This window comes from Microbacterium sp. F01 (assembly GCF_056156365.1).
The window spans coordinates 3,820,457-3,833,640 of record NZ_CM149592.1; the positions used below are offsets into that span (position 1 = coordinate 3,820,457).

The following is a 13,184-nucleotide window of genomic DNA, read 5'->3' on the forward strand; positions in this document are numbered from 1 at the left end:
CCTCAGCTATGCCCCACACTTTCGACCCACGTGACTTCGGCGCCATCGGCGATGGGACAACGCTCGATACTGCAGCTCTGCAGGCGGCACTCGACGCCTGCGGGGCGGCCGGCGGCGGCCTCGTCGCCGTCGAGGACGGCACGTACCTCACCGGAACGCTCTTCCTCCGGTCGCGTGTGGAGTTGCACGTCGCGGCCTCGGCCCGGCTGCTCGCGAGCCCCGACATCGCGGACTATCCAGAAGACGTCCACCACAACAGGTACCGCAACGAACCCGAACTCGACCGGTGTCTGCTCCTGGCCCGCGACGTGGAGCACGTCACCCTCAGTGGCCCGGGCGAGATCAACGGCAACGGGCCCGCGTTCCCCCAGCGAGACACGGGCCAGCGCGCCATGATGCTGCGCACGCTCCGAGCGAGCCATGTGCGCGTGCGCGACCTGCGGCTCCTCGACGCGGCCGGCTGGACGACGGCTTTCCTCGATTCCCGATGGATCTGGGTGGAGGACGTCCGCATCCACAACGAATCGAATTTCAACGGCGACGGCCTGAACTTCGACGGCTGCGAGCATGTCTTCGTGCGCGGATGCCACATCGTCGGCACCGACGACAACATCTGCCTGCAGTCCTCCAGCGAGGCGTATCCGACGCGGAACATCCACATCAGCGACTGCGAGCTCAGCTCGGTGTGCGCCGGCATCCGCATCGGGCTGAAGTCGATCGGGACGATCAGCGACGTCACGGTCCGTGGCATCACGATGAACCGCATCCTCCGCGAGGGCGTGAAGCTCGAGTGCACCGAGGGTGGCACGATCACCCGCATCGCGATCAGCGACGTCGTCATGCACGATGTCCGCCGCCCAGTCTGGATCCTGCTCAACAACCGTTTCGAGCCCGATGACCTGGGCTCGTCGATCGAGCTCGACCACATGCCGCCGATCGGCGAGCTGTCCCACGTCCGGATCGCTGGACTGACCGCCGTCGACTCCGCAGACATGGCGCGCGAACAGTGGAGGTTCGACCACGACATCCAGGGCACGCCCGAGTTCGCGGGCATGCGCGTGGATGCCGCGAGGAGCAGGCCCATCCGGAATCTCACGCTCCGCGACATCACCTATGTCCCTTGGGGCGGGGTGCAGGACCCATCACGCCCGTTCGACGAGTACCCGGAGGTCGTCGACGCGCTCGAGCAGAGCATCGAGGGCGCTTCCTCGAACTACTACCCGTCGTGGAGCCGCACGACCTTCCTCGACGTCCGCAATGTGGAGCAACTTCGGCTCGACGCGATCGTCCTGGAGGCGCAGCATCCGGACGTGCGACCGCCTTATGTGATCGAGGGATGCACCGTGCTGAACGAGGACATCACAGTGCTTCAGCCGATCTGATGAGCGGAGGAGGGATGGTCCCGACCCTTCGCGGGTCGGGACCATCTGTGTGGACGGGGATGCCTCAGCTCACGGCCGCACCGGCTCCACCCGCACATCGTCGATCCGGAACGCACCGGTCGACCCACGCAACCCGAACTGCAGTACGAGCCGATCGACCGCCGCCGCAGACGTTGTCAGCGTCGCGTCGAACTCGCGCCACTCCCCGGCGCTCGTCGCCTCGCGCAGCCAGTAGCGCGTCTCGGTTCCGCCGGTGGAGCCGGAGAACCCGCGGACGAACAGATACGCGCCGACAGTCGGGGCGGCCGAGAGGTCGGTCAGCTGGTAGCTGAAGCGGATCCGGTAGGTCGCCGACGGCGCCGCTTTGACGAGCGAATTCGATGCCGAGTTGGTGAACCACACGTTGTGCGCCGCGTTCAGCGTCGGTTCGTTGCCGGCGAGCAGGAGCGAGCCCTCGCCGGTGTGCGCGGTCGCCGCATCCGATTCGATCGTCGCTGCGTAGGTCGTCGGCGTTCCGCTCGCACGTCCCACCGCCCACCGGCTCGAGGCGCCTGCCTCGAACCCCTCGGTGAAGACCTGGACCAGGAGTGACGCCGCGGCGCGGACACGTGCGACGAGAGCATCCTTATCGGCACCCGGCGCCGTCGCTGCGGCGGCGATCGCGTCGATCTCGGCGGTGTACGCCGCCGCACTCGCCTCGGTGTAGCCAGCGAGGTCGACGAGGCGGGCGTCCGCGATGAGTTCGGTCAGCAGGTCGACCGGTTCGATGCGGAGATCGTCGATTCGCACGGTTCCCGTGGCTCCGCGCAGGCCGAATTGCGTCACGAACCGATCGATCGGCGCTGCGCTTGTCGTGTGCAGGGTGGTGAAGGTCTTCCACTCGCTCCCGGGCGTGCTCGACTCCTGCAACCAGAACCGGGTCTCCGGCTCGGGCGCGCTCGACCCACTGTACCCGCGGAGGAAGAGGTACGCGCCGACGCCGGAGGCATACGCGTAGTCCTCAAGTCGGTACGCGAACGACACCCGGTAGGTGGTCTGCGGTGCTGCGTCGATCTGGAACGGACTCGAGATGTTCGTGAACCACGCGTTGTGCGCGGCGTTGCGGTCCGCGCCCGAGTTCGTGATCACGAGCGACCCTGAGCCGGTCCGTGCGACCGCGGGATCCTGACTGACCTCCTGTGTGTAGGCCGCTGGGGTGCTCGTCGTCCGGAGGCCCTCCCAGCGATCCGCGGTCCCCTGCTCGAACCCATCGATGTAGAGCTGCACAAGCAGGTCGGACGCCGCCGCCAGGCGCACGGCCAGCGCGCCGTGATCCGCCTCGGGGTGTGCCGCCTCGGCTTCGACCGCGTCGATCTCTGCGAGGTACAGGCTCACGCTGGTCGCCGTGAACCCGCTCAGGTCGATGCTGCGAGCGTCTTCGATCAGCGATGCGATTGGATAGCCGGATGCCCCGACCGCGGCGCTGCTCGCGATGATGTCGCCGCGCTCGTCGAGCGACGCCACGATGTACCACGCGTCGTTGCCCACCAGGCTGTCGGTGTATCCGGAATCGATGATGCCGTCGGCGATGACCGACCACGCATCGCCTCGGAGACCCTTCGCCGCGGCCTTCGCGTCGAAGGTGCGGTAGACGCGGAAGGCGGACGCCGGATCGGGCCGGTTCCACACCAGCGAGACCAGCTGGTCCGCCTGTCGGGCGGATGCGACGACTTCGTCGGCCTTGAACGCGTCGACGTCGATCTTCTCGGCGGTCACGGCCGAGGTGGCGACGACTCCGGCGTGCGAGCCGCCGACGGTGACCAGCGCGAGCTGAGCGAGCTGAGTCCACGTCTTCCCATCGGCCGACACCAGCGCGATCACGCGTTGCCCGTCGGCATCCCGATCCAGACGGAGGTAGGGATACTGCGCAAGGGTCGCGTCGGGCAGTGCAATCGTCCGCGGCGACGTCTGGTCTGAACGAGTCGTGCCCGCACCGCCTGCCGATCCGACGAGGTTCACCCGCGTGTCGAGGGTGCGCTGTCGAATCTCCAGTTGGCCGTCTGCCCGAGCGCCCAGGTAGACGTACGGCGCGGTGGCGCTCGCACCGCCGCGCACGGTGATGCCGGCGATGTCACCAGTGTGCGCGGTGAGCTTGGTGGAGATCGAATAGCTCCCCGTTTGCGCCGTGGTCACCTGCGCGAGCGAGTCTTCGGCGAATCGGTCGTAGATCATGTAGTCGTCTCCGACGCCGTATCCGGAGGCGGTGGCACCGCTGATCCGGATGCGGTCGCCGCGGACCTCGATCACGGGGTGTCCAATAGCGCCGACCGACGTGTTGTCCCAGTCCTTCTTGAGCGTGGAGCCGGCGACCTCGGTCGAACGCGGGCCGGAGGGCGAGGCTTCGGTCTTGCCGTTCACCGCGACCACTCGATACCGCTGGGTTCCGCTGCGCACATTGTCGTCGAGGTAGGTGGACCCGGTGACCTTGCGTGCGACGACCTCGAAGCGACCGTTCTTTGCTTCGCGCTCGATACGGTAGCTGCTCGCGCCGGATGCGAGGCGCCACGAGACGACGACGCCGGACGGCGAGGGCGTCAACTCCACCGCGTCGACCTTCGCCGGCGCCTCCTGCGGCTGGTCGGCGTCGGCGACACGGAGCACCACCGCGGTGTGCGAGGGTACCTGCACCGCCCCGTCGCGGACCTTCAACTCACTGCCCGAGACGAGGTCGAACACGGTTCGCGCCTGCACCCCGTGAGGGAGCTCCACGGCGATCGTCTTCGCGTTGTCATACGCGTCGCGCGTGGTGTTCACGGCGAACAGGTAGTCACCGTAGACAGCACGGATCAGGTCCGGATACCCGGAGTACGGGGTGTCGACGGTGAAGTTGTCGCGAACGACCTCCCCGACACCGGGCTGGGACGTGATCGGAACCACCTGCCCCGCGCGAGCATTGCCCGGTTTCGGGCCGTCCGCGTCCGGGTCGACGAAGATGGGATTGCTCACGCCCTCGCCGATCGTCGTCGTCTGGTTGTAGGTGAACACCCCGGATGTGGCGATCTGCGCCAGGTGCTCATTCCCGTCAGACTGAACGTGCAAGCGTCCGTTCGCGAGGTAGCCGTAGTTGCGCATCGCGAGCGATCCGAGAATCGTGGTCGACCCGTCGCGCATCCGCACGAAGAGGTTGTCGATGTCGACCCACGCGCCCGGCTCGTCCAGTGCGTCTCGGGCTACCCCGAGGTCGGCGAGTTCGGCGTCGGAGTAAAGAGCCAGGTCGGTGTTCGGCAGCACGACCGCCGCATCAGCATCCCCCAGCGCCGCTTCGCGACCACCGTTGAGGTAGGCCCACGACTCAGGAAGGCGATGATCCTTGTTGACCTGCGGCGTGGCACGGGTGGCGCTGGAGAAGTAAGGGAAGTACTGGTTGTCGGCGAGCTGCTGCTGCATGATGCCCACGCCCTCGCGTGCGTACTCCCAGTACTCGTCCCACTCGTCGCCGTCGTAGAGCGAGGCGTTCTCAACCATGTGCTGCTCGAGCGACACGTACATCAGTCCGAGGTTCGTTCCACTGTCGGTGGCGTACGCGATCTTGCCCGGATAGGCGGTGTTTCGATCGTCGACGATCTGCTCCATGAACATCGCCCGGTCTCCGGCTGCCGTCACACCCTGATAGCGGGTGAGCGCGCGGGAGTGCATGTTCTTGAGCGCCTGCTGGAGCAGCTCGGCATTGAGCTGCTCGTCGCCGGCGTGACCCCAGGTGCGCCAGAAGTACGTCGGGATCCAGTTCGCGGTCTCACCGTAGTTGCCGACGTAGTGGTTCTCACGCAGCAGCGCCTCCTCGCTGATCGAGGTGTACTTCGTGCCGTACGGCAAACGCCGCTGAACCTCGCCCTGGTCGTCCAGGGCGCTCCTGGCGAGCCCGCGCATGATCACTTGGAGGTAGTCCTCGGTGTACTCGGCGTTGGCGTCGTGGTTGAACAGCGAGTGGTAGACGTCGAGTTCCTCACCGTCAGGACCGACGAGGACCTCCTCGCCCCGGAACGGGGAGATGCCCCAGATCTCTCGCAGGATCTCGTGGCTACGCTCCTTGCCCTCATAGAAGTCGGACCCGATCACGCGCAGGCCCTCGTGTGAGCGCCATGCCCCCTCGTAGGTGTAGTGGACCTGGTTCGAAATGTACGAGAGCCGTGACCGGGCGAAGTCGAAGTTCGCCTTGAGCACCCGCTCCCAGGCTTCACCGCGGCTGAGCGAGTCCCCGCTCCAGTCCACCCCGGCGATCGTGTTGGGCCCGTCGACGGTGCCCGTCGTGAACGGCTCCTCGAGGAACGCCTCGAATGCCTCGCGGCCGAGGACCGAGTCATCCGCGATCAGGTTCTCGACGATGTACAGCGCCTCGCCGAGCTCCGCGTAGTAGCCGCCCCAGTCGGACTGGTGGCCGCCGCTGCCCAGCGAGCGCACGTCGTCGTAGTAGCGGACGGTGTATCGATCGAGCGCCGAGAAGATCCGTCCGAGCGCCGTGCGCTGCTCCGCAGGGGTGTCGTCGGGCGACCAGGAGCTCGTCAGCGATTCGGCGTAGTAGCGGAGCTCGTTCGCGTACTTCGAGATGTCGGGGATGCCCGCCGGACCCGCATCGATCTTGCCCTCGATCGTGGCGACACGGCTCAGCTGAAGGGAACGGTATCCATCGATCGCCGCCTGCTCATCAGCCTCATTCCAGGCGTCGGCGACACCGACGGCGTCGAGCGCTCCACGCGCAGACCCCGACGGCAGCGTTGCGGACGCCTCGACGTGGGTGCTGATGTCGTAGTACGAACGCGACGGGCTGGCGGCGTGCGCCGTCGCCGCGGCCGCCGCGGTGCGGACCGTCACCTGCACGTGCGTGCGTCCTTGCGTCGACTCGAGAGGCAGGAGTGTAGTCGCCGTGTACGTGCGTCCGGGGAGCCCGGCACCGAACGCGGGGTTGATCGACTCGTAGTCGCCCGCGGCGAGATAGTTGATGTACTGGCCGTCCACGAGGAGGTGGGTGCGGAGTGGCGACGCCTCGTCCCCCGAGAACGTCATGCTCACGTGGTTCTGCGCGGCCGGATCCACCGCCAGCGTCACCACCAGATCGCCCAATCGGTTCTGGGTGGGCGCGAGCGGCTGCGCGATGCGGACCGAACCCGACTCACGCGTCTCGACCGTGCTCCCGTCCGTCTGGAATCGATGCGCCTCCTCGGATGCGGCATCACCGAACGTCACGCGATCGATCACGCCGGCGACCGGTGCAGCGGCGCGCTCACCGTGCCTCGCGTTGACCTCGGCGGACGCCGCTGCGGACGCCGCGGGCGCGACCGAGAGCGTGAGCGTGAGCGTCGTTGCGCCCGCTATCAGCAGGGTCGCTGCTCGGCTGGCCCGGCGCGTCTGGTCGCTCGGGAATGTGGGGAACACAGGATCTCCTTCGATCGGCGTTTCACAACCTCTTGCGCGCTCGGTTTGGTAAGCGCTATCCATGCAACTAGTTGCAGACAGTATCGAAGGATCCTGCGGCAGTCAACAGTGAAGGGCGGGCCGCAACTTGCGCCTCACCGCCGAGCCCGTTCCGCCGGGACTCCACCCAGTTCTCCAGCGGGGCGTCACACTTCCCCGGTGCGGAGACGGAGGGCCAGTACCCCTCCGTCTCATCCGTGGGCAGGAGTTGGGCAGGCGATCGCATCTGTCGATGGCCACGCAGATCGCTCAGCAGGTGCGCCTGGTGTAGCGCAGAACGTCGGAGACGGCCGCACCCCCGATGAGGCTCGCCGCCGACCAGGCATCTTCGTCCGTCGCCGTGCCCACATCTGAGACGGAGCCACACGGATCGGGAAGGATCAAAACCCCGAAAACACGCCTCAGAACGACGTCAAATCGAGCGAAAAGTGGCGGAGACGGAGGGATTTGAACCCTCGGTCCCCTTACGAGGACTCCACCTTAGCAGGGTGGTGCACTAGGCCTGACTATGCGACGTCTCCAGGCATCCGGCCGCGAGGGCGCGGATGCACCCAGCAATCATAACCGAGACCGGGACCGCTTCTTGCACCCGGGGCGCCGGCCTCGGGTATCACCCGCGACAGCCGCCCGCTCATCCTGGTATGCCCTTCACACCGTACGGAGTGCTCAGCGGAACCCTCGTGTCGCACGAGCGGGACGACCCGGACGAGTTCGGGCGCTGGTGGCACGTCAACCTCAAGCTCCGCAGCGGAGCCCGCGACTACCGCGTCGCGGTCGATGTCGACAGCAAGAACTCCGCCGCCGGAGTGCAGTGGAAGACCATCCGCACCACGGGCGCGAAGCTCGGGTGGCCGACCCTTCCGGCTCCGGGCTTCACGCAGCTCGCCTCCACCCCCACCTCCGGCGCCATCGACGTCATCCGCCACCGCGAACTGCGAGTCGTCGGCATCCGCTGGTTCCTTCTGTGGCTGTTCCGTGCACGGGATGCTGTGCCCGCCGACCGATCGCGCTTCTGGATCCGGTTCCTCCGGCCGTGGCGCTCGGGCGATCAGCTCCAGGCGTCGCAGGCGCTGGAGGCGACGCTGCGCGTCGGCGCGCTCACCCTGGTCTGGGGCGAGCCGTTCCCCGAGGGCGCGGCGCCGGCGTCGGTGCGCGGCATCCACAACGTCCATCAGAACCAGGGCGACCCCGCTGGATCGCAATGGTTCTCCGAGAACGGGATCTGGCAGGACGGCGGCGTCGCAACCCAGCAGGCCGACGGCAGCTGGGTCGTGTTCATCTCGAAGTTCTCGACGCAGTCCGACCGCACCGACAGTCTCGGCCACCCCGTGTGAGCCGGAACTCACACGAGCGATTCAGCGCACCCGAGCGCCCGCCCGCGATCAGCCCTCGGGAACGGTGCAGGTGGTCTGCGCCGCGGTCTGCCCCGCGATCGCCGACGGCAGCTCGACACGCGTCTCCGATGCCGGGGTCTCGGTGACAGGAGCCTCGGCCGCGGGCGACTCGGCGGCGGCCTCGGTCGCCGCAGGAGTCGGAGCCGCCTCGGGCTTGACGGCCTCGCCGGTCACCTCGACGCCATAACCCTGGCTCGCGTCACCGGTCAGCGTCAGCGGCTGGTTGGCCTTGAGCGCGTCGAAGAGAACCTTCGCAGCATCCTTCACCGGCATCACCCGGCTGGCACCATCGCCGGAGGCGTAGCGCGTCGGGTACTGCACGAAGACGATGTCCTCGTACGGCACGTCCTTGACCGCCATCGCGATCTGCACCATGAGGGTGGGGTTCGTGAGGCCGGAGCTCAGCACGAGCTGCTCCTGCTGCACCTGGCTGATCGCGGTGGTCGCGAGGTTCAGCAGTGTCGCCGGGTTCGCGAGCACGGAATCGGACTGGAGCTTGCGCACCATGGACGACATGAACTGCTGCTGGTTCGAGATGCGGCCGAGGTCGGACCCGTCGCCGATGCCGTGACGGATGCGCAGGAACTGCAGCGCCTCCGCACCCTGGAGCGTGTGGGTGCCGGCCGTCAGATGCAGGCCCGTGTGCGAGTCGTCGATGTCACCGGCGACGCAGACGTCGACCCCGCCGATCGCGTCCGACATGTTGATCACACCGGTCCAGCGGATCGCCGCGGCGAAGTCGATCTCATCCTCGATGAGGGACTCGATCGTGAGCACCGTGCACGCGAGACCGCCGTACTGATACGACGCGTTGACCATCTGCGACGACATCGCCGAGTAGTTCCCGCTGCCGTCTTCTTTCGGGCACGACGGGATCGGCACGAGCATGTCACGCGGGAACGAGACCACGGTCACGCGGCGCGGCTCGTCGGAGATGTGCACGAGCATCGTGACGTCGTTGCGCTCGCCCTCGGTCGTCTTGGCCTGGCACGCCCCCGAGAGCGCGGCATTCGCACCCTCGCACGAGTCGGTGCCGACCATGAGGATGTTCACGCCACCTTCGATGGCGCCGAGCGACGGCGGGAGCGGCTTCTCATCGTCGAGCACGACGGCGTTCGCGGTGATCGCCTGGGTGGCATCCCACACGTTGTAGGCGGCGATGCCGGCCGCACTCACGCCGAAGACGGCGAGCGCGACTCCGAACATCGCGAAGAGGGTCATGAACGGATGCCGCGACTTCAGCACTCCGTGGCGCGCAAGGGGCGTCTGGCCCTCTCTCGAGGGCCGCTTCGTCGATGCCATCAGCCGTTGGACCTGACGTTGCCTGCGGAGCAGGTTTGCTGAGCGGCGTTCTGGCCCGGGATGTTGCCGGGAAGTGCTACCGCGGTCTCGCTGGGCGCGGGCGTCGCCGAAGGGTCGGCGGTCGCCGTGGGTGCGGGGTCGGCGGGCGCCTCGGTGGGCTGCGGGTCGGCCACGATCACTCCTCCGGTGAGGTCCTGGTCGTGCGTGACCTCGATCGGCTCGTTGGCCGCGAGCGCCGCCCACAGCTCCTGCGCCGAGTCGTAGTCGGGCACCACGCGGTTGGTGTCGGCGGGGTCGGTCAGCACCGGGTACTGCACGAACACGATGTCTTCGAACGGCACGTTCTTGACCGCGAGCGCGATCTGCACGAGCGTCATCGGGTTGGTCAGCGACTTGCTCGGCGTGATGTTGTCGACGGCCGTCGCCGCGAGCTTGTACAGCGTCGCCGGGTTCGACAGCACCTCGTCGCTCACGAGCTTGCGCGCGAGGCTCGACATGTACTGCTGCTGGTTGCTGATGCGGGCCAGGTCGCTGCCGTTCTGCAGGCCATGGCGAGTGCGCAGGAACTGCAGGGCCTCGACGCCCTGGATCGTGCGAGGGCCCGCCGGCCAGTTGATGGCGGTGTACCTGTCTTTGATGCCGCCGTTGCCGATGCAGACGTCGACGCCGCCGATCGCGTCGGTGATGTTGATGACGTTGCCGAAGCTGACCTTCGCGGCGAACGGGATGTTCTGGCCGCTGAGCTCCTTGACCGTCTTCGCCACGCAGGAGAGCCCGCCGTAGCTCCACGCTTCGTTGATCTGCGTCTTGCTCGTGGCGGACGTGGTCGAGCCGTCCTCGCGCGTGCACGACGGGATCGGCACCATGAGGTCACGAGGGAACGACACCACCGTCACCCGGCGTGGGTTATCGGAGATGTGCACGAGCATGTTGACGTCGTTGAGCTGCCCTTCGGCGTCCGCGCCGGTGCAGCGGTCGCCGAAGATGTAGGCGAACTCCTCTTCGCACTCGTCGGTGCCGACCAGGAGCACGTCGACGCCGCCCTCGATCGCGCCGATGTCGGGCGGGACCGAGCCCTGACCCTCGAGCTCGACGGCGTCCTCGGTGAAGCTCGTCGTGAAGTCCGTCGCGGCGTACGCGGCGACGCCCGCACCCGACACCAGCACGACGGCGGCGACGACGCCGACGAGCTTGAGGATGAAACCGAACGGGCTCGGAGACGACAGCTCACCGTGACGGGCCACCGTGTGGCGGCCGCGCCTCGTGGGCTTGTGCGTCGAACTCACTCGGATCCTTTCAAGGGGTCTGGGACACCGCCGAAGACATGACGTATCAACCCGGGAGACTCCATCGCAGACAAGAATTCCACAGTCGTTCTGTGATTCGCCCGGGACACATCAGACCGATGCCGAAGTATCGGGGTATCCTTTCACACCCCCCTGGGGGTGGGCTGAGGGCACGCCCCGGCCCGACGATCGACCCCAGCCGGAAAGACTTCCGCCACACTCACCCGGTAGCATCCCGGGCGTGACCGCCTCCGCGCCCTCGCCGGCACCGCGCCTCGCCACCAAGAGTTCCGCTGCGCGCCGGCGCCCTGCCTCGAGGCAACCGCTTGCCCGCCACGCCGCCCGGGAGACGCGAGCCCAGCTCCGTCGCCGACGCACGTATCTCGTGCTCTGCCTCGTCGTCGGGCCGGTCGCCACCGTGCTTCTGGCCGCGCTGTTCACCGTCGGGGCGTTCGTGCAGCAGGTGCTGCAGGTTCGCGACGACATGGAGGCCGCGAAGGAGCAGCTGAAGGTCCTCGCCGCCGCCGCGGTGTCCATGGATGTCAACCTGCTCGAGCAGGCGAGCGATGACGTCGTCACCCGGACGACCCGAGCGCACGCCACGTCGAACGGCATCCTGTGGGATCTCGCTGCGGAGCTTCCTCAGGTCGGGAACAACGTGCTGGCGGTGCGCACCGTGGCGGAAGCGGTGAACACGATCACCTCGCAGTCCCTCCCGCCCCTCGTCGACATGATGGCCGCCGCCGGCGCGGAGGAGCGCACCGGGGACAGCCTCGGGATCGATCTACGGCCGTTCCTCGGGGCGGGTCCTGTTCTCCCCACGATCATCTCGTCCCTCGAGGAGGCGTCGGCGATCGCGGCGGGCATGGATCGGACGGGCGTCCTCCCCGCCGTGTACGAGCCCCTCGACGGGATGGTGGAGCTCATCGCCGTCGCCATCCCCACCCTGAACATCGTCCAGGAGCACCTCCCGGCCATCCTGCACGCGGCGGGTGCGGACGGGCCCATGGTGTACCAGCTGGTGATCCAGACGCCGGCGGAGATCCGCGCGACCGGCGGCGGGCCCGCCCACTGGCTCGTCCTGAAGGTCGAGAACGGTCAGGTGGAGATGCTCGGCCAGGAGAACGGCGTGGACCTGATGTACAGCGAGCTCCCCGCACTGGGGTTCGACACCGTGAACGGGTCGCTCCTCAGGCTGCCGGCCGAGACCCGTTCGCTGTATCCCTTCGAGCTGACGAACTGGTCTTCGAACTTCACGATGACGCCGCACTTCCCCCGCGCCGTGGAGCTGTTCCAGGCGACGCGGGAGCTGACCGGGAAGACGGAGTTCGACGGGGTGATCTCGATCGATCCCGTCGTGCTTGCTCACATGCTCGAGGCGACCGGACCGCTGACTCTCGCCTCCGGCGAGGTCGTGAACGCCGAGAACACCGCTTCCCTGCTGATGAGCGAGCCCTACGAGCGGTTCGGCACGGACAACGCCGCGATGGACGCGTACTTCAGTGAGGTGACGACCGTCATGTTCGATGCCCTCACCGGCGGCGACTGGGAGATCGGCGCGATGTGGGATCAGCTCGTGCGCAGCGCCGAGGAAGGCCGCGTCTTCGCATGGTTCGAGGACGACGGCCTGCAGGCGCTCGCACATGAGTACGGGCTGGACGGGATCCTCCGGGAGGACACCACCGAGGCCACCCAGCTCGGCATCTACTTCAACGACTACACCGTCGGCAAGCTGAACTACTGGCTGGACTACTCGCAGCGTGCGAGCTGCAACGTGGAAGAGCGCACGATCACGGTCACGATGGATCTGCACAGTCGCATGACTGAGGACATCAAGAGCGAGTACACCCTGGGGCTGCGCAACCAGTTCCGCGGGATCGACCCGAGGACGATGATGCTGGACGTGCTGTTCTTCGCACCGCCGGGGGCGGAGATCCTCTCGACCGACCCCAAGCGGGGCGACTGGCAGGACTCCGCCAATTGGCAGGGCAACCGTTTCCGCGACCGCTCAGGTGTCGACCACGACAACACCGCACTCAGCCGCACGCTCCTCCTGGAGATGGGCGAAGAGCGGACGATCTCGTACGAAGTCCAGCTGCCCGACGGCGATCTCGGCCCGCTGGAGCTGCGTCACTCGCCCGGCCCCAACCACACCGAAGTCACCGTCGACGCCGACTGCGGCGCGCTTTTCGCCAGCCCGGAAGGCTCCCGCAACGTCCGCCTGTCGAAGATCGGCTGAGTCGGACAGCACACTGCGGAGGGTGTGGGATTCGAACCCACGGGACATTGCTGCCCACTGGTTTTCAAGACCAGGTCCATCGGCCGCTCGGACAACCCTCCCGACCGATCCCGCCCCGGGGGGAGGCATCCGT

Annotated in this window: 6 protein-coding genes and 2 tRNA genes; 3 read left to right on the plus strand and 5 right to left on the minus strand. The window is 67.4% G+C overall.

The window, feature by feature from the left end; all coding sequences use genetic code 11:
• The first annotated feature begins 8 nt into the window (after nucleotides 1–8).
• Complete coding sequence (locus ACVN90_RS17645) at nucleotides 9–1,382, plus strand: glycoside hydrolase family 28 protein (RefSeq protein ID WP_475099502.1); 1,374 nt, start codon at nucleotides 9–11, stop codon at nucleotides 1,380–1,382.
• A 69-nt stretch (nucleotides 1,383–1,451) separates the two neighbouring features.
• Here ACVN90_RS17645 and ACVN90_RS17650 read toward each other — a convergent pair whose 3' ends face one another.
• Complete coding sequence (locus tag ACVN90_RS17650; RefSeq protein WP_475099503.1) at nucleotides 1,452–6,791, minus strand: fibronectin type III domain-containing protein; 5,340 nt, start codon at nucleotides 6,789–6,791, stop codon at nucleotides 1,452–1,454.
• 468 nt (nucleotides 6,792–7,259) lie between these two features.
• A tRNA-Ser gene (locus ACVN90_RS17655) sits at nucleotides 7,260–7,351 on the minus strand.
• 120 nt (nucleotides 7,352–7,471) lie between these two features.
• Between ACVN90_RS17655 and ACVN90_RS17660 the strand changes: the two genes are divergently transcribed.
• A complete protein-coding gene (locus tag ACVN90_RS17660) occupies nucleotides 7,472–8,164 on the plus strand; it encodes a DUF2278 family protein (protein ID WP_475099504.1) in 693 nt (230 codons plus the stop codon).
• 48 nt (nucleotides 8,165–8,212) lie between these two features.
• Here ACVN90_RS17660 and ACVN90_RS17665 read toward each other — a convergent pair whose 3' ends face one another.
• Both ACVN90_RS17665 and ACVN90_RS17670 read right to left on the minus strand, forming a co-directional pair.
• Nucleotides 8,213–9,445: an LCP family protein gene (locus ACVN90_RS17665; protein WP_475099505.1), complete on the minus strand. Its 1,233-nt coding sequence runs from the start codon at nucleotides 9,443–9,445 to the stop codon at nucleotides 8,213–8,215.
• Between the two features lie 80 nt (nucleotides 9,446–9,525).
• Nucleotides 9,526–10,812 carry an LCP family protein gene (locus ACVN90_RS17670; RefSeq protein WP_475099506.1) on the minus strand — a complete coding sequence of 429 codons (1,287 nt, stop codon included), beginning with the start codon at nucleotides 10,810–10,812 and terminating at the stop codon, nucleotides 9,526–9,528.
• Between the two features lie 241 nt (nucleotides 10,813–11,053).
• On the opposite strand from ACVN90_RS17670, the gene ACVN90_RS17675 reads away from it, so the two are divergent.
• Nucleotides 11,054–13,051: a DUF4012 domain-containing protein gene (locus tag ACVN90_RS17675; RefSeq protein ID WP_475099507.1), complete on the plus strand. Its 1,998-nt coding sequence runs from the start codon at nucleotides 11,054–11,056 to the stop codon at nucleotides 13,049–13,051.
• A gap of 16 nt (nucleotides 13,052–13,067) precedes the next feature.
• On the opposite strand, the gene ACVN90_RS17680 is transcribed toward ACVN90_RS17675, so the two are convergent.
• Nucleotides 13,068–13,152: transfer RNA gene (locus ACVN90_RS17680), tRNA-Ser, on the minus strand.
• Between the last annotated feature and the right edge of the window lie 32 nt (nucleotides 13,153–13,184).

What these genes read in the sequence shown, in the direction of transcription:
- ACVN90_RS17645 (WP_475099502.1), top strand. Translation starts at nt 9, where the DNA reads ATGCCCCACACTTTCGACCCACGTGACTTCGGCGCCATCGGCGATGGG.
- ACVN90_RS17665 (WP_475099505.1), bottom strand. Translation starts at nt 9,445, where the DNA reads ATGACCCTCTTCGCGATGTTCGGAGTCGCGCTCGCCGTCTTCGGCGTG.
- ACVN90_RS17660 (WP_475099504.1), top strand. Translation starts at nt 7,472, where the DNA reads ATGCCCTTCACACCGTACGGAGTGCTCAGCGGAACCCTCGTGTCGCAC.